The sequence below is a fragment of the Gilliamella sp. Occ4-3 genome, from assembly GCF_001690675.1.
GTDB classification, from domain to species: Bacteria; Pseudomonadota; Gammaproteobacteria; order Enterobacterales; family Orbaceae; genus Gilliamella; species Gilliamella bombi.
Window position 1 is genome coordinate 132,242 of sequence record NZ_LZHR01000022.1, and the last position, 25,163, is coordinate 157,404.

24 protein-coding genes are annotated in these 25,163 nt (G+C 35.2%); 3 read left to right on the forward strand and 21 right to left on the reverse strand.

What is annotated here, in order from left to right; all coding sequences use genetic code 11:
- Positions 1–93 precede the first annotated feature (93 nt).
- Positions 94–381 carry an NINE protein gene (locus A9G44_RS02700; RefSeq protein ID WP_065609121.1) on the forward strand — a complete coding sequence of 96 codons (288 nt, stop codon included), beginning with the start codon at positions 94–96 and terminating at the stop codon, positions 379–381.
- Between the two features lie 186 nt (positions 382–567).
- Here A9G44_RS02700 and A9G44_RS02705 read toward each other — a convergent pair whose 3' ends face one another.
- The 4 genes from A9G44_RS02705 to A9G44_RS02720 all read right to left on the reverse strand — a co-directional run bounded on the left by A9G44_RS02705 (position 568) and on the right by A9G44_RS02720 (position 5,792).
- Entirely contained in the window at positions 568–1,083 is a 516-nt protein-coding gene (locus A9G44_RS02705; protein WP_257006574.1) for an IS30 family transposase, read from the reverse strand.
- Between the two features lie 236 nt (positions 1,084–1,319).
- On the reverse strand, positions 1,320–2,771 hold the full coding sequence (locus tag A9G44_RS02710; RefSeq protein ID WP_065609123.1) for an APC family permease: 1,452 nt from the start codon (positions 2,769–2,771) through the stop codon (positions 1,320–1,322).
- A gap of 184 nt (positions 2,772–2,955) precedes the next feature.
- Positions 2,956–3,990, reverse strand: a complete 1,035-nt coding sequence (adhP, locus tag A9G44_RS02715; RefSeq protein ID WP_065609124.1) for an alcohol dehydrogenase AdhP — start codon at positions 3,988–3,990, stop codon at positions 2,956–2,958.
- 485 nt (positions 3,991–4,475) lie between these two features.
- Complete coding sequence (locus tag A9G44_RS02720) at positions 4,476–5,792, reverse strand: MFS transporter (protein WP_034915150.1); 1,317 nt, start codon at positions 5,790–5,792, stop codon at positions 4,476–4,478.
- A gap of 239 nt (positions 5,793–6,031) precedes the next feature.
- On the opposite strand from A9G44_RS02720, the gene A9G44_RS02725 reads away from it, so the two are divergent.
- A complete protein-coding gene (locus A9G44_RS02725; protein ID WP_065560449.1) occupies positions 6,032–7,072 on the forward strand; it encodes a tagatose 1,6-diphosphate aldolase in 1,041 nt (346 codons plus the stop codon).
- Between the two features lie 115 nt (positions 7,073–7,187).
- On the opposite strand, the gene grxB is transcribed toward A9G44_RS02725, so the two are convergent.
- The 17 genes from grxB to A9G44_RS02795 form a co-directional block, all read right to left on the reverse strand.
- Positions 7,188–7,838, reverse strand: coding sequence for a glutaredoxin 2 (gene grxB, locus A9G44_RS02730; RefSeq protein WP_065609125.1), 651 nt, complete (start codon positions 7,836–7,838; stop codon positions 7,188–7,190).
- Positions 7,835–8,461 (reverse strand): Pr6Pr family membrane protein, encoded by a 627-nt coding sequence (locus A9G44_RS02735; protein WP_065560451.1) that lies wholly within the window; start codon positions 8,459–8,461, stop codon positions 7,835–7,837. Before A9G44_RS02735 ends, grxB begins: the two co-directional genes overlap by 4 nt.
- A gap of 511 nt (positions 8,462–8,972) precedes the next feature.
- Positions 8,973–10,187, reverse strand: coding sequence for a hypothetical protein (locus A9G44_RS02740; RefSeq protein WP_065609126.1), 1,215 nt, complete (start codon positions 10,185–10,187; stop codon positions 8,973–8,975).
- Positions 10,187–10,459: a PAAR domain-containing protein gene (locus A9G44_RS02745; RefSeq protein ID WP_065609127.1), complete on the reverse strand. Its 273-nt coding sequence runs from the start codon at positions 10,457–10,459 to the stop codon at positions 10,187–10,189. The genes A9G44_RS02740 and A9G44_RS02745 overlap by 1 nt, the downstream gene beginning before the upstream one ends.
- On the reverse strand, positions 10,456–11,313 hold the full coding sequence (locus A9G44_RS02750) for a DUF6708 domain-containing protein (RefSeq protein ID WP_065609128.1): 858 nt from the start codon (positions 11,311–11,313) through the stop codon (positions 10,456–10,458). The genes A9G44_RS02745 and A9G44_RS02750 overlap by 4 nt, the downstream gene beginning before the upstream one ends.
- 15 nt (positions 11,314–11,328) lie before the next feature.
- A complete protein-coding gene (locus A9G44_RS13785) occupies positions 11,329–11,451 on the reverse strand; it encodes a hypothetical protein (RefSeq protein WP_257006569.1) in 123 nt (40 codons plus the stop codon).
- A gap of 17 nt (positions 11,452–11,468) precedes the next feature.
- Positions 11,469–12,302 carry a DUF6708 domain-containing protein gene (locus A9G44_RS02755; RefSeq protein WP_065609129.1) on the reverse strand — a complete coding sequence of 278 codons (834 nt, stop codon included), beginning with the start codon at positions 12,300–12,302 and terminating at the stop codon, positions 11,469–11,471.
- Positions 12,302–13,138, reverse strand: a complete 837-nt coding sequence (locus A9G44_RS02760) for a DUF6708 domain-containing protein (protein WP_065609130.1) — start codon at positions 13,136–13,138, stop codon at positions 12,302–12,304. The genes A9G44_RS02755 and A9G44_RS02760 overlap by 1 nt, the downstream gene beginning before the upstream one ends.
- 15 nt (positions 13,139–13,153) lie before the next feature.
- Complete coding sequence (locus tag A9G44_RS13790) at positions 13,154–13,276, reverse strand: hypothetical protein (RefSeq protein WP_257006570.1); 123 nt, start codon at positions 13,274–13,276, stop codon at positions 13,154–13,156.
- A gap of 17 nt (positions 13,277–13,293) precedes the next feature.
- On the reverse strand, positions 13,294–14,118 hold the full coding sequence (locus A9G44_RS02765) for a DUF6708 domain-containing protein (protein ID WP_065609131.1): 825 nt from the start codon (positions 14,116–14,118) through the stop codon (positions 13,294–13,296).
- Positions 14,118–14,957: a DUF6708 domain-containing protein gene (locus tag A9G44_RS02770; protein WP_065609132.1), complete on the reverse strand. Its 840-nt coding sequence runs from the start codon at positions 14,955–14,957 to the stop codon at positions 14,118–14,120. Before A9G44_RS02770 ends, A9G44_RS02765 begins: the two co-directional genes overlap by 1 nt.
- Positions 14,957–15,787, reverse strand: coding sequence for a DUF6708 domain-containing protein (locus A9G44_RS02775; protein ID WP_065609133.1), 831 nt, complete (start codon positions 15,785–15,787; stop codon positions 14,957–14,959). Before A9G44_RS02775 ends, A9G44_RS02770 begins: the two co-directional genes overlap by 1 nt.
- Before the next feature lie 26 nt (positions 15,788–15,813).
- On the reverse strand, positions 15,814–15,936 hold the full coding sequence (locus tag A9G44_RS13795) for a hypothetical protein (protein ID WP_257006571.1): 123 nt from the start codon (positions 15,934–15,936) through the stop codon (positions 15,814–15,816).
- Positions 15,937–15,953: 17 nt separating this feature from the next.
- The gene (locus A9G44_RS02780; RefSeq protein ID WP_065609134.1) at positions 15,954–16,775 is read right to left on the reverse strand and encodes a DUF6708 domain-containing protein; all 822 of its coding nucleotides are present in this window, start codon (positions 16,773–16,775) and stop codon (positions 15,954–15,956) included.
- A gap of 26 nt (positions 16,776–16,801) precedes the next feature.
- On the reverse strand, positions 16,802–20,485 hold the full coding sequence (locus tag A9G44_RS02785; protein ID WP_065609135.1) for a toxin VasX: 3,684 nt from the start codon (positions 20,483–20,485) through the stop codon (positions 16,802–16,804).
- 17 nt (positions 20,486–20,502) lie between these two features.
- Positions 20,503–21,384, reverse strand: a complete 882-nt coding sequence (locus tag A9G44_RS02790) for a hypothetical protein (RefSeq protein WP_065609136.1) — start codon at positions 21,382–21,384, stop codon at positions 20,503–20,505.
- On the reverse strand, positions 21,384–23,882 hold the full coding sequence (locus A9G44_RS02795) for a type VI secretion system Vgr family protein (protein ID WP_081298228.1): 2,499 nt from the start codon (positions 23,880–23,882) through the stop codon (positions 21,384–21,386). The genes A9G44_RS02790 and A9G44_RS02795 overlap by 1 nt, the downstream gene beginning before the upstream one ends.
- 361 nt (positions 23,883–24,243) lie before the next feature.
- Here A9G44_RS02795 and xerD point away from each other — a divergent pair, with 361 nt between their 5' ends.
- A complete protein-coding gene (xerD, locus tag A9G44_RS02800) occupies positions 24,244–25,158 on the forward strand; it encodes a site-specific tyrosine recombinase XerD (RefSeq protein WP_065609137.1) in 915 nt (304 codons plus the stop codon).
- The last annotated feature ends 5 nt before the right edge of the window (positions 25,159–25,163 follow it).

The window sequence follows — 25,163 nt, forward strand, 5'->3', positions numbered from 1 at the left end:
ACATCAATTATCTACTGCATCAGGTATGAATAATATTTATAAAAAGCATTAATTATTAATAAAAACATAAGTTAATTATAAAATGGAGATAGTATGAAAAGTAAAGGTGTCGCATATTTATTATGGTTTTTTCTTGGAATGTGGGGAGCCCATCGCATGTACTGTGGAAAATGGATTACAGGCTTCATTTGGTTTTTTACTGCTGGTTTATTAGGTATTGGATGGTTTTTAGACCTATTTCTAACTAGCGGTATGGTTGACTATGCTAACTGTATCTACAAAAGTAAATATAATCTGTCACCAAATAATATTTCAATTCAAATTAATAACGCTTGCCACACTGAACCATCAACACAGGCTATAAATGAAAAAAATTCATAGTATGTAAAAAAGGCTATTTACACTTTATGATTAAAATAATCCTTTAAAACTCATAAGGCGTTTTTCCCTGAAATTACTTTATGGGGTTTAAAGGTATAATAAAAATTAATAAAGCATTTGAGCCTTTATTTTCTATCTTTTGCATCACTAAATATTTGTTGATTACGCTACATATTAACTCAAAACCTAGATTACACCATGAAGTGCAATTCTTCTTAACTCCTTAGAATAAAAATCGGCAGAGCTTTTAAACTTATGCCGTTTTCTTGGGCGTGTGTTCAATAGATATTGTATTTTCTTTATCTGTTTGTCGTCAACTAATGAAATGGCCGCTGACTTTGGTATAAACTGACGTATTAAGCCATTGGTGTTTTCATTTGTGCCTCTTTGCCAGCTTTTATAAGGCTCCGCAAAGTACACGGTAGTATTTAAATAATGCTCAATAGCATGATGATAATTAAATTCGGTTCCATTATCAAAGGTGATGCTTTTAACCATTTTTTTAAACGGCGTTAGCAATTTTATTATCATATCTCTCGTTTCGGAGGCGGTACGTTGATTGAGGCGCCCAATTAATACTAGCTCTGTTTTGCGTTCAACTAATGTCACCAATGCTTGCTTGTCTTTACGGCTAATAATCGTATCGCCCTCCCAATGTCCTCGCGTTTTCCGGCTTTCTACATAACTTGGACGTTGTTTAATTGACCGTTTATATCGGCGGTCTCCTTCTTTGCTTGTAATAATACGAAAATCTGGTATCTTTCCTTCCTAGAAAGGTGATTATAATACATAGCAATCTCCAAACTGTGGTGGTGCGAAGGTGCTAGTATAAATCGCCTTTCTACTTTCTTCACTCCACCGTGTTTAAAATTGCACTTCATGTTTTAATTCAGGATTGTATTGATTTTAGAATTTAAATTAATAATTAACTATTCTTATCATTTGCCACTAACGATATAACCATAAACAATTAATCCCAAAATGATACTTATTGAAACCGTAACGATCATATATTTAGTGCTAGTATCATATTTTTTCATTTCACCAAGTGATAGCGCTTTATTTTTATTTCTTATATGATAATAGTAATACACAGGCAAACCAATTAAGGTGACCACTATTGATGCTATACCATTTACGGTTTGATAAATTAACATTCCGTAAATAACATATATTGCACCTAACATAGCGATGATAGGAATAATCGGATAACCAATTACTTTATAAGTTCTAGTCACATTCGGGTATTTTCTTCGAGCAATTATTACACCAATGAAATTTAATAAATAAAATACCCATATGGAAAACATCGATATTTCAGATAGACGATCAGCATCGAGTAACACTGAATAAAGGAAAGAAAAAATAACTAAAACGATAATCGCATTAATTGGTGAGCGACTTTCTTCATCAATAGTACTTAAATAACGTGCACCAATGATAGTCCCTCGTTCTCCCATGCTAAAAATTGTGCGAGATAGCGTCATAATATAGCCATTAATGCCGCCTAAGATGGAAATCATAATACCAACTGCAACTAAATTACCACCAAAATGCCCAAACATCCGCTGTGAAGCAACCGCTGAAGTATCATGTCCTAGTGATACCATTTCTTTAACAGGAAAAATTTTGAATAATGCAATATTAATACAGGCATAAACTATAACAAGGAAGATTATGCCTAAAATTATGGCTCGGGGTAAAACTTTCGACGGATTACGAATTTCACCAGCTACCGATGCGACCTGCGCCCAACCGTCATACGCAAATAACGTAGCTAAAATAGCGACAGCGAAAGGCGCATAGCTTTCAATCCCTTGCCCACTAGCACTGAACAATACCACTTGTCCACTACCTTTCCATAATCCAAATATAGCTAATAATAGTATTGGAATAAGTTTGCATATAGTGGCAATAGTTTGCAAATAACCTGCTTTTTTAACACCTACTGCATTGATTGTTGCAATAAACACTAAAACGCCAGCACTCACAGCCATTCGATAAGCATCATTGATATGAAATAATAAGCAAAATACTGAGCTAAAATATCCGACTAGTGCTCCAATAAGTGAAGGCGCAAATAAGACAGTTATCATCCAACCATAAAGGTGAGAAACTTTCGCACCATAGATTTTTTCTAAATATACTAACATTCCACCAGTTCGAGGAAACATGACTCCTAGTTCACAAAGAGTTAAACCACCACAAATAGAAAATACACCACCTATTACCCAAGCTAGCAACGCAAAATTATAATCACCAGCAACTTCTAACACAGCAGGAGGTTTCATAAAAGCTCCTGCACCTAAAACCATTCCAACGACTAGTGATAATGCAGAAACTAAACCAAGATCCTTGCGCAAATTATTCTCTAAATTATGATCTGCCATGAAGTTCCTCTTGAAACATATAAAATTAATTAGCAAAATCTGATTATGATAGGGATTTATTTATAAAACACAAGAAAAGATTAACATTATCTACATAAAAACTTATATAAATCAAATAAATAATTTTTTGATTTATAAAAAAGCCAGCATATAGCCAGCTTTTTGAATTACAAATAAGGTTAATTTATTTAGACTTCTGCATTTTCATATCAACAACCATACGACCTCGAATTTTACCTGCTTTCATTTCGTCGATCATATCATTGATATCTTCCAAAGGTCTTTTTTCAACTATCGGCACGACCTTTCCTTCTGCACTAAACTGAAATGCTTCTGCTAAATCTTCACGAGTTCCAACCAATGAACCTAAAACTTGAATACCATCTAACACGGTTTTAGGAATACTTAAATCCATATTTTCTGAAGGCAAACCTAAGGCGACCACACGCCCTAAAGGTCGCACTGAATTGATGGCCTGATTGAATGCTGTTTTAGTCACAGAAGTTACAACAGCACCGTGCACTCCTCCTCCAGTGTGTTCTTTAATATAAACGCCCACATCCTCAACTTTTTTAGGATTAACGACCAAATCAGCACCTAGTGTTTTACATAATTCTAATTGGCTATCGCTGTTACTAATAGCAACCACTTTATTATTAAACACTTTTTTACCATATTCGACAGCAAGTGTTCCCAAACCGCCAATCCCAAATACTGCAAGCCATTGTCCTGGTTTAGTAGCAGCCACTTTAATACCTTTATAGGTAGTCACACCAGCACAAGTTACACTTGTTGCTTGTGCAGGATCGAGCCCTTCTGGCACTTTAACCGCATAATCAGCTTTAACAATGCACTGCTCTGCCATGCCTCCATCAACAGTATATCCTGAGTTTAATGCATTACGACAAAACGTTTCTTGCCCAGAGATACAATATTCACAAGTACCACAACCAGCATGGAACCAAGCAATACTAACCCGATCACCAACTTTTAAGCTTCTTACATCTGGGGCAACTTTAATCACAATCCCTACACCTTCATGTCCAATAACACGACCTGGTTTTTTACCAAAATCGCCAGCTGCAACATGAAGATCAGTATGACAAAGGCCACAATACTCAACATCAACTAAGGCCTCTCCTGCTTTTAAAGAACGAATAGGAATATCTTTGATTTCGACTTGACCATCGCACTCTTGCTTAATAACTGCTGCTTTCATTTTTTCTCCTAGGAAATTTTAAAATTAAAATATCATTGGTTTTATTTTAACCTAATCCCACTTAAAAAATTTGAGTTATTTCACAATTTTATTAAATAGCATTGATTACTTAATGAACTATACTAAAACGTAGTCTTTCCTGAAACTTTTTAACAAAACGAGGGAGCTATTGTTTGGATGAATAAACCTGAAAAGCTGGAATATAAGGTAAGTAAGTTAAATGGAAAACAAAAATAAATTCTTATACTTTCCATTTAGCATATCATATAAATAATAGTTAGAGGCTATTGACTTTTTGTATTAACCATAAGCCTCCTTTATATTTTTAACCACATCGTATAACAAGATAACAAAACCAATATAATTTCTTGATAAATTATCGCATTGGTGAATCATTAATATGATTAACTAGTTGTATTAATAAAACTCTTATTGAGTAGAAATTAACAGTCGGAAAATTCTTTAAAGTCTATGGTTGTAATTTGTTATGCAATATCTTTAGCTATATACTTTTGACTGTTATCCTTTATAAATAAATATAATCCAACCAATGCACCAAATCCAAATAATCCAATAACATAAATAGCTGGCGCCATTTTGCTAACAAAATCACTCAAAAAGGAGATCAACAGAGGTGTTAATCCGCCCGCAATAGCGTAAGCCATATTAAATGAAAATGATACACCACTGTAACGAATCTGGGTAGGAAACACTCTCACCATAAAATAAGCAAAAGAGCCTACAATACCAACACTAAAACCTGCTAAAGAATAAGTAATAAATAAAAGATGTGGGTTATCTAATGAAAGATAAAAAATAGCAATAACAATAGTTGCAATAACACAACCTATTAACATCACTTTCCCCATAGCAAATTTATCCATCATCATTCCATAAAATGTACAACTTATAATTAGTCCAATGATGGCTAATATATTTCCTTGCAACGCATCAATCGCTGAATAACCAAATTGCTTTTGTAATAAAATTGGTGTCATTAGCATAATAACCATAATACCAGCAGACAACACCCAAGTGAGTAGCATGGATAAAATAGTTTGAGGCAAATACCCCGTTAATACAGTGAGCACTGGTATTTTTTTAGCTAATTCTTGTTGTTTACGATTTTGCATTTCCAGAAAAATTGGTGTTTCTTTTAACCAACGACGTAAATACATTGCTATCAATCCAAAAACACCGCCAACTATAAATGGTATGCGCCATCCCCAATCAATAAGTTGTTCCGAAGATAAGCACTTATTCATGGCCGTTGAAACTAGCGAACCGAGCAAAATACCTAGGCTTAATCCACTTGTTAATATTCCACATGCCAATCCAATTTTATTTTTCGGTACATGCTCAGATACAAAAGTCCAAGCGCCAGGAACTTCTCCTCCTACAGCTAGGCCTTGACATAATCGCATAAGCAGTAACAATAAAGGTGCAAAAATACCAATATTAATATACGTAGGTAAACAACCTATAAATAGTGTTGGTAATGCCATAAGCAGTATACTTAACGTAAACATCCTTTTGCGACCAAATCGATCGCCAAAGTGCGCCATAACAATTCCACCCAATGGGCGTATTAAATATCCAGCAGCAAAAATACCAAAGGTCTGTACTTGGCTCAGCCAATCAGGCATATCATTCGGGAAAAAAAGGTGACTAATGGTTATAGAAAAAAAGACAAAAATAATAAAATCATAAAATTCTAATGCTCCACCTAATGCAGAAAGCGACAACGTTTTATAATCCTGAGCATTTAGAGTTCTTGTCGGTGTATGGAGTACTTTTGGCATGTTCATCCTTGTAAATTATTGTTTACAAACAGTTTAATATTTTTAACTACTATACTCTAACACTTAATCTTTTAAAAGAAGATAACAAATTAAGTAATAATTTAACTCAATCATAATGCCACTATATAACAATTGAATTTATTAAAATTAAGCATATCTTTAAAACTAGCACAAATGATTAATAAACAACCAAATAAAAGAACTACAATAATACATCTTACTAAACGGAGAGCTATAAAATGGCTAAAAAATGTATTTCTCGTGGTAAATTTACACGTATGCAGCAGTTATCAAACCAAGATGGCATTATTGCAGCATTAGCGATTGATCAACGCGGTTCAATGGTTAAAATGATGGAATCTGCTGTGGGGAAAGATCGTTATCATATCGATATGGTGTATGAATTTAAAGAACTTGTCTCTCAAGAATTAACTAAATATGTTAGTGCAATTTTGTTAGATGAAGAATATGGTTTTAAAGGCATGGCGGCTAAAAATAGCAATGCTGGATTAATCATGTCATACGAAAAAACAGGATATGATGCTAGTACTCCAGGACGATTACCCGATATTTTGCCTGAGGATTCATTACAACGCCTAATAAAAAAAGGTGCCGATGCTGCAAAAGTATTGGTTTATTATAATCCAGATGATCCTCAAGATATTTTAGACAAAAAACATGCTTTTTTAGAACGTTTAGGCAATGAAGCTAGAGCTGCTGATATTCCTGTATTTGTTGAACCGATTGTATATGACAACGTGATAACCGATGATAAAAGTCCTGAATTTGCAAAAATCAAACCTCAAAAAGTCATCAATACAATAAAAGAGTTCACTAAAGAGCAGTATTATATTGATATTTTAAAAGTCGAAGTTCCCGTATTGTTTAAGAATGTAGAAGGCTTTAACGACAACAATGTAGTTGTTTACACACAAAAACAAGCTGCTGACTATTTTAAACAAGCAAGTGAAGTAGCAACCCGCCCCTTTATCTATTTAAGTGCTGGCGTACCAACAAAGACCTTCCACCAAGAACTTATTTTTGCTGGTGAAAATGGCGCTAAATATAGCGGCATCCTTGGAGGTAGAGCAACATGGTTTGAAGGTGTTGCGGCCTATGCTAATGGAGGCAAAGAAGGTTTAAAACTTTGGTTAGATCAAACTGGTCGTGAAAATGTTGAGCATCTCAATAAGATATTAAAACAATATGCAACACCTTGGTACGATATCTATGGTGGTAAAGATAATATTGAAGTGATTGATGTTAAATTAGGTAATTAATTGCTAAAACAAAAAAGAACAGGTTTATTCCTATTTTTCCTGTTCTTTTTAATACCTCGTTTTAGAACCATGATTTAATATCAAACAAAAATAGCAAGATCCGCATTTTTAATCATTAAATAGCTTTATCAAAAAATAGATCAACTTTACTAAATTTAGCCATTGATTGTAGGTAATCCTTAATTTTAGATGAAAAAGTTAAGCTTTTAACACACGTCAAATTCCGTAAAACTGGAAACAAACAGATATCATCTAAAGATAATTGTCCATTACATGCATCTGGTGACACAATCAATAACTCAAGTTTATTTAATATAGCAGATACGGCAGACACTAATGAATCCGTTTGCATCAAACATTCATCAAACGATCCCATTTTTTTTGATTTACTATTAACAAAAGAATCGATAGCACTTTGTGTCGCAAACTCAGCTAAACCTAGTTTTATATAACGTGGACACACTAACTTATAATCATATTGTTGCAACTGTTTTATTAAATCTGTGATATCTGGCGATCTAGGACCTGTTAAAATGGGTTTATCGCCATAATTGTTATCAACATAATCAACAATGTCTAAACTTTCAGGCATATAGCTACCATCATCTTTTTGTAAAATAGGCACCATTTTTTCACCAATCATACGCTCTGGCGATTGATAATCATCACTCAATAATACCTGTTTTTCAACCGGTATATTTTTTAGACCAAAAACCATTCTAGCCCTAACACAAAAAGGGCAATGCTCATAAATATACAGTTTCATTTTCGCTTCCTTAAGCGTTCAACCGCCCATAATAAAAAAACTAACCCCAAAAATAATAAAAAAACAATACTTGAAGCATACAAAGCTTTGGGATAACCGATTCGTACAACATTAATAAAAGGGTATGGATATTGATTAGTATAATAACCTCGGACAAAAATATAAATGCCGTAAGATAGCATTGATAATATTGATCCTATAATGACATGAACGTTGATGCGTCTAAATGGCCCCCAAATCAGCCAACTTAATAAACCCAAAGCAGGTATAACAGCATGTAAACTTTCGTTAGTGATTTTCATTAATACATTAGGCGGGGTATGGATACCTCTTAACACTAAATTATACACAATAGCCGTTATAATCACACCAGCCAAACCATTTAAGCGAATAACTTTAAAACTATATCGATTACAATTGGGGTTAACAGATAGCCACAAACAACTTAATGCCAGCATCAAATTTGATAACACCGTAAAAAAGCTATAATAATAAATTAATCGACCTATGGAAGATTCTGGTTGCCAAGGACGAAACTTTGTATGCCAATAAATATAAGTTTCCATGGCAATAATTGCGATAGCAAACAGTGCTATAAAAAGATTAATACTTCGCTTTAGCATAAAAAATAAATATAGATAAAACAGTACATCAGTATATACCAAACAGTATAAAAGCAAAAAGTTAACTGATTATTTTAAATTAATGCAAATAATTTAAAATAATCAGTTTTTAATATATAAATAAAATGCAATTCAACTAAAGCATACTAACTAATGTCTACTGAGTGATATAAAAATAAATAGGTAATTAAATGATTAATCAATTGTTGTTTAAACTTGACGACAAATTTTTTCATCATAGTCGTTTATTTTATAATTTTTAACTATACCATAGCAGCATTTGTCCGATTTTTGAGTAAGACTCAATCTTTAGTTTTAATTTTCAGTGCGATATTTTATTAAATGTCTCATTTAATAAGTAATACATCCCTTTATAATGCTGTTCAAATTCTGCCAAATAAGTCGGGAGGATTAAAGGATATCATATTCTATAAGATGCCTTAACGTTATCACGGTAAAAATACAAATAAAAATCAAAAATTTGACATGGCTATATATATTACCTTAACGCTTAATCAGTGTTATTTTCTTGCAAATATGACACAACCGAAGCGGTAAGTGGTGTTTTACCTACCATGATCAATTGTTTATCTTTTTTCATAGATACATTTTCAATGGCTAATACTAATGCCAACCAATACGAACAATAACCAGCATAACCAATTGAATTATCGATATTAAAATAATTTTTTGCTTCAAACTGAATTTGATTAAAGTGGTGCATAATTTTATTTTTAAAATCTGGCGAAATACCGCTATACCAAACCCCGCCATACTGGTTATCATTGGCACTACCCCACAATAAAGCATGTTCAATAGTTTGCGTGAATTCCGTTTTTTGTTCACTACGATAAACTTTTATTAATGGCGAATTAACAGTAGGAAAAAATGGCGCTCTATTTACGTTTTCCCCTGCTAGAACTAGCATTGACGCAAACTCACCTTCGTCTTTAATTGGAGCAGAAAACAGATGTGTATTAATCACCAAAAGCAACTCATCATCATGAGCACTATCGTCTAACCATGTTTCTATAAATGTGGATGAATGGCTGGGCTCTTCAATTTCAAAGCTAGCAGGATGACAAATTCTTTTTCCCAATGTTTCCATCCATAATGCCTTTATTTTATCGTTTGAAATTTCAGCATCAATAAATAACCTAACATGCAAATTTGATTGTGTTAACGCAGTTGCAAATTTAGCTTTGTATTCTTTTTCAAAACGACTAAAAATGGCCTTTAAACGCTCATCAAAGCTTTCAGATTTCATACCATCAATCACAGATAAAGTCGTATGGGGAATAACAATGCCACTATTGCGGTGTAATTTACTTGTAATAAGAAAATCATTATTAACAATAGCGGCGGCATTTCCTGCATCACCTTGTTCACTAATAAGTGAAAACCCTAAAACATATAACCCTCTTTGTCCATAATTAATCAATTTTTGTTTACGCTTTTCTATGCATAAATTCCACTGTTCAATATAAGCTAGACGATTACCATAGAGATAAACACCATATAAAAATATAAACAGCCAAGAAACAACAGGGAAAGCAAACAGGCCTGAAATAAAGAGGATATCTGATATGTCATAAAAAAAGCTGAGTGTAACAGTAATAATACAACCAAGCAGAATGAACACGATAAGCAAAACACCCCAGAACCAAAAATTCATTTTTTTAGCATCAGACAACGGGGCTGGCAGTGATGTTAAATCGATAGACATTAGCTTTTTCCTACCTCGGATAATGATGAGATTAAAGAACAACCGCAAATGCTTTTATGACCATCTAAAGCAACTTGCTTACCTTGAATGGTAAAAGTTGATTCACCCTCAATAATAGGATTAATTCCATGGCCTTTTATTGGACAACTGACTAAATCCCCCACTCGAGCAACAGGTTTGCCAAAAACTGTCATTGTCGATGAAGCGGTAATTACTTTTCCACCATGATTTGTCAAATCACCTAGCCGAATAACTCCACGTAATTTACTCATGTTTTATTTCCTTTATTTTTTATATTATTAATTTCCACCTTTTGATATTGTGCATCTATTTTCTGATACTCTTCAAGCGAGCTGGCTTTGGATTTTTTGTCGAGTTCTTCGGACCAATTGATTTTTACCGACCACTCATATTCATCTGGCATCTGTTCGGTATCTAGGTTTTTATCCGAAAATGCCATAAAACTATTTACCCACATCCACTCATCGTAACTTAAACTACTATCTATACAAAAAGTAAAGTGGTCAATTACATTAGTGGTATTGGGCTCACATACCACACACTCTATGCGGTAAGTTCTAACCATACCACCACCAGAAATCGGTGCCGATACTGACGTCATGACTCCTTGAATATCTGCCCAATCAAACTCTTTCATCGTTATCTCTTTCACTCTAAATGGTGAGCGAGTAAATGTTTCTAACGAACCAAAATATAAAAGAAAATGGTCATAAATATAAACTTTACCTGTTTTACGATTAAAACGGATTGGGCAATCCTCAGGAGCATATAATAGATAGAAAACAAGCTGTAAGAATAAATATATTAGATAAAGACACAATAACCAAAAAGGTATAAATATAAGTTTCCCTTCAGTTTCAAAAATAATAACATAAGATGTAATATATACTACGAAAAACGACAATAAAATAAGCATTATTAAACAAATAATAGTAACCCAACGTGGAACCCACTCCCATCCTATTGTTCGCCGAGAAAATTCACAGTAATCATCATTAGCATAACGTAATTTTTTATTATTAGTTAAAGGCAATTGCGTTGTATAAACCCCTTTATATAAATCCTCGCGCCATGCGGAAACTTGCGGTTGATATTTGGATGGCATTATTCGTTCTCCTTTTTAATTGATAATATGTTCAATGCGTAGTGGCGATTTGGCGTCTTTACCTTGCCAGTAATGTAATATGCCAATCACTTTTTTGGCTTTTACCCTTAATTCAGCAACTTTTTGGTCTATCGCCACGGTACTTTGGAGATTATTTATTCCTTAATTTTTTTATACTCGGCATCTATTTTCTGATACTCTTCAAGCGAGCTCGCTTTGGATTTTTTGTCGATTTCTTCTGGCCAGTTAACTTTGATGGGCCATGTAAACTCATCTTCTGGCATCAATTCTCCATCCAAATTATTATCCGAAAACGCCATATAGCTATTTATCCACATCCATTCGTAATAGTTTAAACTGCTATAGGCTGCTAGTAGAAAGTGGTCAATCACTTTAGTGGTATTAGGCTCGCATACTACACATTCTAGACGATAGCTTCTAACCATTCCGCCACTAGCAAGAGGCGCTGATACTGAGGTCATACACCCTTGAATATCTGTCCAATTAAACTCTTTAACCGTTATCTCTTTAGCTCTAAAGGGCGAGCGAATAAAGGTCGACCATGCTCCAAAATATAATAGGAAATGGTCATAAATATAAACCTTACCTATTTTACGATTAAAACGTATTGGGCAATCTTCAGGAGCAAAAAAAATATTCGAAGCCATTAGAAAAAAGATATACATACCAAAAAATACTAATAGACAACATGGTATAAATATAAATCTAGTTTTACTTTTTTCAAAAAAAATAATTGGTATAACAAAGTACAAGACTACTAATGATAATAAAACAGTTGCAGAAGCAATAGTTATCATAAGTATACGAAGCAAAGGACTCATCCCACTTAAACGCCTAGAAAATTCACAATAATCATCATTAGCATAACGTAATTTTTTATTATTACTTAAATGTGATTTTGTTGTATATATTCCTTTATGCAAATCCTCGCGCCATGCGGAAACTTGCGGTTGGTACTTTGATGGCATTATTTATTCCCTAACTTTTTATATTCGGCATCTATTTGTTGATATTCTTCAAGCGAGCTGGCTTTGGATTTTTTGTCGATTTCTTCTGGCCAGTTGACTTTGATTGGCCAAGTAAAGTCTTCTTCTGGCATAAATTCGGCATCCAAATTATTATCAGAAAATGCCATATAGCTATTTATCCACATCCATTCGTTATAACCTAAACTGGTACTGCCCGCCAACAGAAAGTGGTCAATCACTTTAGTGGTATTAGGCTCGCATACCACACATTCTAGACGATAGCTTCTAACCATTCCGCCACTAGCAATAGGAACTGATACTGAGGTCATACATCCTTGGATATCTGCCCAATTAAACTCTTTAACACTGATCTCTTTGGCTCTAAAGGGCGAGCGAGTAAAGGTAGCCCATGAACCACAATATAACAGAAAATGGTCATAAATATAAACCTTACCTGTTTTACGGTTAAAGCGAACAGGACAATCTTCAGGACAGAATAAAAAAGTAAGAAAAAATTGAATAAATATTTGACTGCACATTAAAAACACAAAAAATAAAAAAATAAATAGTGCTTTATAGGTATCAAAATAAAATATAGCAAAAAGTACAGCAACTAATCCAGAATTTGCTATCAATACACATATAAAGAAAAGAATAATAACAATCAATCTAATTAATAAGCTTCCCATCCCTGTGAAGCGCCGAGAAAGCTCACAATAATCATCATTCGCATAACGTAGTTTTTTATTATTGCTTAAATGTAATTGCGTTGTATATATTCCTTTATGCAAATCCTCGCGCCATGCGGAAACTTGCGGTTGATATTTGGATGGCATTATTCGTTCTCCTTTTTAATTGATAATATGTTCAATGCGTAGTGGCGATTTGGCGTCTTTACCTTGCCAGTAATGTGATATGCCAATCACTTTTTTGGCTTTTACCCTTAATTCAGCAACTTTTTGGTCTATCGCCACGGTACTTTGAACATTATTTATTCCTTAATTTTTTTATACTCGGCATCTATTTTTTGATACTCTTCAAGTGAGCTCGCTTTGGATTTTTTGTCAATTTCTTCTGGCCAATTGACTTTGATTGGCCATGTGAATTCTTCTTCTGGCATAAATTCGGCATCCAAATTATTATCAGAAAAAGCCATATAGCTATTTATCCACATCCATTCATAACCTAAACTGCTACCGGCCGCCAACAGAAAGTGGTCTATCACTTTAGTAGTATTAGGTTCACATACCACACACTCTAGGCGATAACTTCTAACCATTCCGCCACTAGCAAGAGGAACTGATACTGAGGTCATACACCCTTGAATATCTGCCCAATTAAACTCCTTAACCGTTATTTCTTTTACTTTTAAAGGTGAGAGAGTGAAAGTTGCCCACGACCCAAAATATAAAATAAAATGGTCATAAATATAAACTTTACCTGTTTTACGATTAAAACGTATTGGGCAATCTTCAGGAGCATATGACAAATAGAAAAAAAATTGAGTAAGAAGGTAAAACATAAATAATACTAAAACGCAGCTAGGTATAACCAAAGCTTTATGCGTGCTAACAGGAATATGCGGAATTACGATATATAATACAAAAACTGATAGTAAAATAAGTATTGATAAACAAATAATAGTTATCCAACGAGAAAAATATCCTAAACCCATTGAACGCCGAGAAAATTCACAATAATCATCATTAGCATAACGTAATTTTTTATTATTACTTAAATGTGATTTTGTTGTATATATTCCTTTATGCAAATCCTCGCGCCATGCGGAAACTTGCGGTTGGTACTTTGATGGCATTATTTATTCCCTAACTTTTTATATTCGGCATCTATTTGTTGATACTCTTCAAGCGAGCTAGCTTTGGATTTTTTGTCGATTTCTTCTGGCCAGTTGACTTTGATTGGCCATGTAAACTCATCTTCTGGCATCAACTCCCTATCCAAATTATTATCCGAAAACGCCATATAGCTATTTATCCACATCCATTCGTAATAGTTTAAACTGCTATAGGCTGCTAGTAGAAAGTGGTCAATCACTTTAGTGGTATTAGGCTCGCATACCACACATTCTAGACGATAGCTTCTAACCATTCCGCCACTAGCAAGAGGAACTGATACTGAGGTCATACAACCTTGAATATCTGCCCAATTAAACTCTTTAACCGTTATCTCTTTAGCTCTAAAGGGTGAACGAGTAAAAGTAGCCCATGATCCTAGATATAAGATGAAATGTTCATAAAGATAAATTTTCCCTGTTTTACGATTTAAGCGTATTGGGCAATCTTCTGGCATGAATAAAGTTGTTAGAAAAATTTGAAGTACAACAAAGCTAATAAAAATAAAAATAATTCCCAAAAAAATAAATAAAATATCTATCCCCCTTAACTGCATGATATTAATACTAGAAAAACTTACAAATACTCCAAATATTGTAAGTAGTAGCGAAAAAAACGATATAAAAATTAGAAAGGAACGGAGAATTACACCGATTCCGTTTGGGCGTCTTGAAAACTCACAATAATCATCATTCGCATAACGTAGTTTTTTATTATTGCTTAAATGTAATTGTGTTGTATATATTCCTTTATGCAAATCCTCGCGCCATGCGGAAACTTGCGGTTGGTATTTGGATGGCATTATTTATTTCCTAACTTTTTATACTCGGCATCTATTTTTTGATACTCTTCAAGTGAGCTCGCTTTGGATTTTTTGTCGATTTCTTCTGGCCAGTTGACTTTGATGGGCCATGTAAACTCATCTTCTGGCATCAATTCCCCATCCAAATTATTATCCGAAAAGGCCATATAGTTATTTATCCACATCCATTCGTCATAGCTTGGGCTACCAGCAGTCAACAGAAAGTGGTCAATCACTTTAGTGGTATTAGGCTCACATACCACACATTCTAGACGATAGCTTCTAACCATTCCGCCACTAGCAAGAGGAACTGATACTGAGGTCATACAACCTTGAATATCTGCCCAATTAAACTCTTTAACCGTAATTTCTTTTACTTTTAAAGGTGAGCGAGTGAAAGTTGCCCACGACCCAAAATATAAAATAAAATGATCATAAATATAAACTTTACCTGTTTTACGATTAAAACGGATTGGGCAATCTTCAGGAGCATATAAATAATGCAAAAACATTTGAAAGGAAATATAAAGAAGGAATATCATTAGAAATTCAATAAAAATAGCTAGAATTCTTAAATCTTGAAAATAAATAATAACCAAACTTGTAATAAATACAAAAGCAATACACATCAAGTTAATTACAAAGAGAGCTAAAATAAAAATAATTCTAACAAAATATCCCATTCCTGTTATATGACGAGAAAACTCACAATAATCATCATTAGCATAACGTAATTTTTTATTATTACTTAAATGTAATTTTGTTGTATATACCCATTTATGCAAATCCTCGCGCCATGCGGAAACTTGCGGTTGATATTTGGATGGCATTATTACGTTCTCCCTTTTTTGTTTTTTTAATTGATAATGTGTTCCACACGCAGTGGTGATTTGGCGTCTTTACCTTGCCAGTAATGTAATATGCCAATCACTTTTTTGGCTTTTACCCTTAATTCGGCAACTTTTTGGTCTATCGCCACGGTACTTTGGAGATTATTTATTCCTTAATTTTTTTATACTCGGCATCTATTTTCTGATACTCTTCAAGCGAGCTGGCTTTGGATTTTTTGTCGATTTCTTCTGGCCAGTTGACTTTGATTGGCCATGTGAACTCTTCTTCTGGCATCAACTCCCTATCCAAATTATTATCCGAAAACGCCATATAGCTATTTATCCACATCCATTCGTCATAACTTAAACTGCTATCTGTACATAAAATAAAGTGGTCAATTACATTAGTAGTATTAGGTTTACATACCACACATTCAATACGGTAAGTTCTGACCGTACCAACACTGGCCAAAATTGAGCTCATTACCCCTTGGATATCCATCCAATCAAATTCCTTAACAATGACTTCTTTTATTTTAAAGGGTGAGTATTTTAAAGCTCTCCAAGCTCCCAAATGCATTATAATATTTTCGTAAATATAAACTTTTCTTGTTTTCCTGTTTAAACGAATGGGACAATCTTCGGGGGCAAATAAACCACATAAAAATATTTGTATGAAAAAATAACTAATTAGTATAAATATACATTCTAAAAAAATAGCTAATAACCTTATTTCATCGACATAGATGATGGCATAAATAGCAAAAAAAGCCGAACAAATAAAAAGCAAACATGTAAAAAATATAATAATTACTATAAACCATCGAAGATAACCTCTCATTCCTTTTGGGCATCTTGACAGTTCACAATAATCATCATTAGCATAACGTAATTTTTTATTATTACTTAAAGGCAATTGCTTTGTATATACACCTTTATACAGATCTTGAAGCCATTCAGGCACTTGCGGTTGATACTTTGATGGCATTATTACATTCTCCTTTTTTTGTTTTTTTAATTGATAATATGTTCAATGCGTAGTGGCGATTTGGCGTCTTTACCTTGCCAATAGTGCAAAATGCCAATCACTTTTTTGGCTTTTACCCTTAATTCAGCAACTTTTTGGTCTATTACCACGGTATCATTTATATTTGATTCGATAGGGTAATCTTTCGATTCGACCCAGCGCACTAAATCATGATTACATTGATTGGGTGATACCGTAACATTCAGATTTTTATCGTCTTTACCTTTTTCAATTTTGACCTTAGCCGATTGCTCTTCAGAATCTGTTAGATAGACCATACAGACATAACGGCTTTGTGCATCAAAATTGGGCAGTTTAATATGCACATGCAGCCCACCGGCATAAATTAATGCAGCGTTTTCATCAGTATCATTACGAATATCATCCAAAAAGAACTCCATATCATAAGATTGATAATTTAAAGCTAAATAAACACCTGAAAGATAGGCAAAATAGTCATTTAATGCGGCACTGGTGCCAACCGCGGTGAGTGGGTAAGGTTGCCCTTTTTCTGGATGTTTATGGTTACCAAAATAGCAACGGTTAAACCATACTTCCATGGGCGACCAACGATCTGCTTCTGAGCCTATATACACTAAAATTACACCAATAATAGCTATTGCTATGGCTAAAAGCGCAACAGATAATGCAAGTGCACTAAAAATTTCTAATGAATTAATAAACGCAAATATGCCTGCTCCCATGGATAATGCCCCTCCAAATCCAACAAGTAAAGCATCTTTCTTATCACCATTTTTCGCATAACGATATCCTTTATAAATATCCATCGCCCCATCTAATATCGCAATAAGCGCTAGCGCTCCCCCAGTGACTTTTATAAATTTCTCACAACCCGGTATCATGGTGGTAAAGATATTGGTTTTGGGTAATACACTACCGACTAGTTTAATCGTGTGGGCCATTACTTCGGCCGACATTAACGACATAATTACACCAGTTTTTGCCATATCATTAAGAATTTCCTCTTTCACTTCTTGCCGCATTTCACGCCCTTCAGCCTCGAGTGCTTGCCTATTTTGACTGAATAGGTGACCTTGTAAAAATATCATTATCCCATTCATCAAAATCCCTTTGGTGGCATCGAACTTAATTCGCCGTTTGGCGACCTGCTCTATTGCTATTTCAAGTTTATCTAGAGTTAGCTCACCACTAAATTGGTGGGCGTGTTTAATTTCAGCGTCTAACACCTTTTTGGCTTTGGCAAGGGTGGGTTCTTTTAAATTGCCGCCTTTTTTCAACTCATCAATCATGTTATTCATTGAGGCTATATCATCAGCCAACACCATAAACTCCATTTGAACCGTTTTTTCGAGCTGTTTTTTAGTCAGTTGGCTTTCAAATTGCCAACGCTTATCGGCATCCGATACTCTTGATAGCTTATACAGCTTGGAATTTTTATCAATGCTCACCGTTGATACATCTGAATGATCCATCAAAATTTCATAAACTTTGGGTAGGTTTTTAATTTTTACCGGTAAACTTATACGCCTATGCTCAATACCCGAAAAAATTTTAAGCAGTTCTGTGCCATGATCTTTCATTAAAATGTCGTTAATTAACTTCGCATTCTTGGGTGGATTAGCAACACCAGCAGCCATCCAATTCATTAATACTTCCATTTGATCCACAAATAAGGTCGTATTTTTCGCATCAATTGGCAAATTCAAAATATCGTTAATTTTGCCCACTAATTCATTGAGAATTGTTACTTTCGTTTTGTGGTTTGCTGCATCTTGATTTTGCTCCATTTCAACAATCCGTTGTTTTAGTAACCATTCATACAGGTTATTATCCTGACCTTTTAATAGATGAAAATAGATGGAGTTTTCGTCTCGTAATAGGCTGTCCCATAAGCCAAACTGTTCAGGTAGCTTCGCCATTGTTATATTACCTTGTAATATGGCGGTAACATCTTCAAAATAGCCTAAGTGGTCTTTAGAGTAGTCGTTTTCTTGTTCCCGTTTCCAAAACTCAACTTGGTTATAGTTGGTCAGTCCTGCTGGGGCATATTTAGACGGTTTATCTTTTGAGCCAAAAAGCCAAGTAACATAAACTAAATAATCGATTGATATTTTGCGGATGTCTTTAACTATTTCGTCAAATAGTTGTTTTTCTTCTTGGCGAAATGCGCCTAGTTTACCCTTATCCAGCTGTGCAGACAGTTTTGCCCATTCTTTATCAAATTTAGATTGTACAGCACCTTCTTTCGTTAATGAAAAACGATGTACATCGTCATATTTTGTATAAAATTGGTTTTTTTGTTTTAATAATGCTGTTTTCTCCTCATTAGTTAAGGCAACTTCTTTCCAACCTTCTGATTTTAACTTTTGCATCCGTAAGCTGTAAGCATATAATTCGTTACCCCTATTATTGCTCATATTTATTACGGGTTTATAAACATCCTCATATTGTGTTTCATTATATTTACCGTCTTTTTCATTTTCTTGCTCTATTTGATTCGCACAATAGTTCTTTAATCCTTTTTTATAAGCATCAATACAAGACACAATCCTGCGTTTATAGCCACGCTCAGTAGAAAAATATTTATGATAATATTTGGAGGTATTTGTATTGGGTCTTAGGGGGACTGTTATTGCTTGTGACTGTGCGGTGTCACTTTGATTGTCATCAATATTAGGATTTATAAGGCTTTGAAAATAGTCTTTTGCATATGGAAACAGCTGTGGTAACTCATCAGACGCATTTAACCAGTTATCCGATGGCGTATAATCTGCTATTTTTTCGTTATAGGCATCAGTTAATTTTTTCTCTATTTCTCGTTCGTGCTCTAAAAAGGCATTATTAATAGGATCAAAGTTCCGAAATCGTTGAGCATTCAGCTCTTCGGCTATGCCGAAGGTGTCTTCTAGCACAATGCAACCTATTGTACATTGATACTGCTTTTCAAATTTTGCGGCTATATTTGCAATTGCGTTTAAATTATCTTTATCTGAATAATCATAAAATTCATGTGCGCTAGGAAAACGTACGTTAAAATCTTTTTTGTCAAAAAAAAACTCAGGTAAATAAGGCGCTTTATTCTCGTCAAGTAAATCGTTGAAAGCAAAACTACGCCCGTCGGTTAAAGCAGTAGGGTCGTTTCGGGTTTTATCGTTTATCGTTACTTTGGTGAATCGTCTTAAATCGGCATCTGGAGAACGGTAATAATCTTCAATATCTTTTGACCAAGCTCGACGGCTATAAGCTATCCATACCGTGGCATTTAATACATCAATATTGGCAAAAATAGCGGGGATATTGTGGTTCTTTTCAGTGCATTTTTCAGCTAAATCTTCAATTTCGTATTTTTTCATATGGTAAATGGATCGATGCCGTAATGCTCCTTTCGAGGTCACTTCGTAGCCTAATAATTTTCGAATGCCATTTTGTTCCATTAATACATAAACATATCCTTTGCGTAGCATTCTTAAAGCGTATTTATGCTTCGTTAGTGCCACGTTAGGGCGCCTATCAGTCAATTTAGGTACACTTTCTGACCAGTCTATACCGTGGTAAGCATTGGGATTAATAACCGATTGGCGAACTAAAAAAAATGGCATGCCGTTTCGTTGACAAGTACCACATCCACCATCGGCCATTGCTGAAGTGTTTTTTGCTTCAGTAAAAATATTAGGGTCGATTTTTTCCATGATATATTCCTTTGTTATTATTGTTCTAGCTCTATTTGACTTAAATGCTGTGCTAAAGTACCCGGTTCATCTATTGCGTTCGCTATCGCGGCTTTTAACGATTTGGGATCTAATCGGTTTTTATAGCGCATAAGCACTAATGATAAAGTAAATAGATCGTTGCTATCTTCTAACCCTTCTATTTTTGCTTTGTTATAAAAATCTGCTAATAATAATATGTCTGAATCTTCAATATTTTTATTTTGATTTTCACAGATATTTTGCCAAGCCACGGTTAAATGATATAGCTTAACCGATTGTTTTAAAAAAGTTTTAGTTTCTTCTGTTACAAATAGATCAAAGGGTTCAGGGGTATAAGATAATGATTGAATAACCTGCAAATGATTGGTGAAGGATGTAAAACAGTAAGTACTACAGCAATTTAATAAAGTTGGTAACCAATCAGGACAAATTTTATTGCCTTCTTGCAATAAAAACATTCTAAACGGTTCATAAAAAGGAACAAAACGAACTCCAATTAATTGACCTAACTTTAAACCGATGTTAATCAGTTGCTCACTTAAAAACTGGGGGGCGTTTTCGCTAACTATACAGCCACACAAATATCGTTTTGGTAGCGAACCTTCTTCCTTTAGTTGATTACTAATAAAATGAACTAATCTTTTATTGATTGGTTCATCAGGTTTTGCGATCACAACTAACTTTGGGCAATGACGTGGATCGTGGGCTAAATCAGGTCTTAGCACAACTTGGATAGCTTCTTTACCTAGATTTTCTTGTAAACTTTCCATCGATAATAGATGAAAATAACTTAGCGAAACTAAATTATCAATTAGTAGATAACGATACTGCTTGCGTGCCTTTTCATTATCTAAAAGAGTGAGTATTTGCTTTTCCATTATGCTGACTCCGAACAAGTATCGCCTTTTGGCAAATTGGGGATTGGTACTTGGTAATTTGCAGGTCCTAATATACGAAAGCTAGCCGATTTAACCTGAACATCACCCGGGGCGAGCATTTTTATCCCGCCATTTTCAATTACAATAGCAACATCATCACATGCCAATACGAGTTTTTTCTTGGCTGATATAATCACTTCGCTGTCGGTGCTGGTAATTGTCATATTCTGTTTTGAACTTAATTGCATTTCATCATTTTGTGCCTGTATGTTGATATTACCTTGCGAGGCAAATAGCTTTATGCCCATTTTGTTGGCAAATAGGCTTATCATGTTACCCGCAGTGACCATAAAGCGTTTAAACGCACTAATATCAACGGTGTTTTGTGCTGTTTGGATAATGTTTTCACCTGCGGTATGTTGAATTGAACTTGGGGTGACATCAGCCATGCCAGCTGGTGCGTAAGTAAGTATTCCCGGTTGTTTTAGTTCTTTTAAGCTTTGCTCAAATAGCTGTTTTTGGGTTTGTAAATCAGCCAGTTCAGCTTTGGCGGCCTCGGCAAGTTCATTGAGCCGTTTAACCATTTCAGCCGCTTGCGCTAGTTCTTTAACAGCATTGTCCATTTGTAGCTGTATATGACTTGCTTGCGTTTGTTCTTCACTGGTAATATACAGCCCTTTACCCGCTCTTATCGCGCCCCATTCGTCGGTTCTCAGCTCAAAGCCTTCACCACGTTGTGCTTTTTTTTCGTTAACAAGGTGACCGAGGTTAAGTTGGGTTTTTCCGTATTCGGTGGCTAGCTTAATATGTTCTTGCCCACGTTTGTCATCCATGCGCAGTTTGTTGTTGGCGGGGGTACGAATGACATTGCGGTGTTTATTAATGGTGGTAACAAGGTCGGGATGAGCACTGTCATGCATTGCATGAGCGATATACGGCCTATCGGGGTTGCCCTGCATAAAGGCGATGGCCACTTCAGTGCCATCAATTAACGGGAAGTGAAAACCATAGGTGTTGCCTGAATAAGGTTTGGCTAAGCGTACCCACAAGCTTTCCGTGCCACTTTTCCATTGTTTCAGGTCGACATTAAATTTAACCCGATAGCGCCCTTGCGGGTCAATATAACCATAGGTGTCATGGTTGGGACTGGTGACACGGGCAGGTAATGTGCCACTAACTTGTGGCCAGCGTATGGGCGCAGGGCGATAGGGTTTTAAAGCTTGATAGGGAATGGCGGTAAAGGTGAGTTCATAAGCATCAGTGCGATTACCCTGTCCCTGCACACTTAAAATAATCACACCGTCATTGATATCTGTTAGCGGACTACCGTTGAGGTTAATCCATTGACCGGGAGCAAGGTTATAGTGATTACTCTTGCCTTTGAGGATAATTTTCTGGCTAATAGCCTGCTCATGGCGAATACGCGCATACCACTGACCGCTTTCAATCTGATTATCGTCATGCCTGTTATTCTCATTAGGATTATTGCCGTTATCACGATTATCATTATTAATATTGTTATCATCATCGTTATTATCGCCACTATTTTGCGGGTTTTCTTGGCCGTTGCTATCTAAGCCTTTATAGTGCTCGGCATAACGGTAGTCAGTGCCATAGGTGGTAAGGTCTTTAGGTTGGGTATTAATCTCGCCCTGTAAATCGGCTAGGGCATCACGGTAGTTATAGTCTTGTACCTTGACTGAGGAGACCACCACTTCACTATGCAGGCTGATATCCCACACACTTTCAACGCCCGTATCTGCCATGCCACTGGGTTGTTTATAGTCGATATCAGCGACCTGCGCATAGCCTTGTTCATAATCACTTAACACCATCACATCACAGTGGTGCTCAGCGTGCGTTTCAAAGCGAAACCAGATACCGACATCGGCCAATAAGCGTTGAATAAATTCAAGGTCACTTTCTTGCCACTGCGTAATAAACTCCCGCTCAGGGTAGCTATCTTTTAGCTCTAAACGGTAATCAATGCCCGTTAAACCATGACTGCGTAGCACTTCTTCAACCACACTGACCACGCTTTGATTTTGAAATATGGCATTATGTTGCCCCACAGCCAACCGTGCTAAGCACGAGGATAACACCACTTGATAATGGGCTTCATCTTTATTGACCGATAACTGACTAAACTCAGTAATCACCCCATGCAAGGTGCGTTTATTACTCAACGTGGGCAAGTCACTTAATGAGCGGATAGCGGAAGTTAATGGTTTGTTGATAACAGGATTAAAGGAGAAGGTCGATTTTTGATTAAGAAAGGAATCAGGCGATAAGGTTTTATCAGTACTGGTAAAAGTAATCACATAACGCCAAGGCTGGTTTAACGACTCATCACCATCAACATGCAAAACCGAAATCGGCGCCTCCAGCCCGTCAACCGTTAAGGTATAGCGATTATGGCAAACCCCACTCAACCCCGCCATTAAATCGCCAAAACCTTCACCGAGTTGCTCCAGAAGACGATTAAGTTCGTTCGACATGTTTTCCTCCTCCTTATATCCAATTTTAAAATCAGTCTGTCTATTTTAATTATTTTTTATACTCAGCATTACTGAGTTCAAGGAACAGACATCTTATCTAAAAAGCATACACAATTTTAGTGTAAAATTTAATCTTTTTTTTAAATGTTAAATGAATGTTGTTTAATATGAATAATTTCTGTTAGTTAAGCCAGTAATTGACAGCTACTTAACCTTTTTATTGAATAAGTGATTTAAATAACCTGACTTTTGTTAATGTGTAGAAATTTGTACAACTAAAAATGGCAAGTTAGCTTAAACTGCAACTTATTGACAGCTAGTATATAATATAATGAATAAACGTAATGTAGAGATAATTTTGATGTCTAGCCAAGATACACCAGCCCAAAATAAAATGTTAATAGACCGTTTTCTAGATTCATTGTGGCTAGAAAGGAACTTAGCTGAAAATACCATTGCTTCTTATAGACTTGATTTGTTGGCACTAAGTCAATCTTTACAACAACAAAATGTCACATTCCTAACAACTCAAACACTTAATTTACAAAACTTTTTAATGCAACGAGTAGAAGATGGGTATAAAGCAAGTAGTTCAGCACGTTTGCTTAGTGCAACTAAACGTTTTTTTCAGTATTTATATCAAGAAAATTATCGCACTGATGACCCTTCTGCAGTATTATCATCCCCCAAACTTCCTAAAAAATTACCTAAAGACTTAACTGAATCGCAAGTCGATGCGCTACTAGAGTCGCCAAGCATAGAAGATCCCATTGAACTTAGGGATAAAGCGATGTTGGAAGTACTTTATGCCACTGGTTTACGCGTATCTGAATTAGTAAATTTAGAAATTAGCGATGTTAGCTTACGTCAAGGTGTAGTAAGAGTAATTGGTAAAGGTAATAAAGAACGCTTAGTCCCACTTGGAGAAGAAGCAATTTATTGGCTTGAATATTATTTTAAATATGCCAGAAATGATCTTTTAAAAAATGGACCTATTGATGTGCTTTTTCCAAGCCGATTAGGAAAAAAAATGACACGACAGACTTTCTGGCATCGAATTAAATATTATGCCATACTAACTGGTATAAATATTGATGCACTTTCTCCTCATGTGCTTCGACATGCTTTTGCAACACATCTTCTTAATCACGGAGCGGATTTGCGCGTCGTTCAAATGTTGCTTGGGCATAGCAGTTTATCAACTACACAAATTTATACACATGTTGCAACGGAAAGGTTAAAACAGTTACATAGTAAACATCATCCTCGAGCATAGGATTG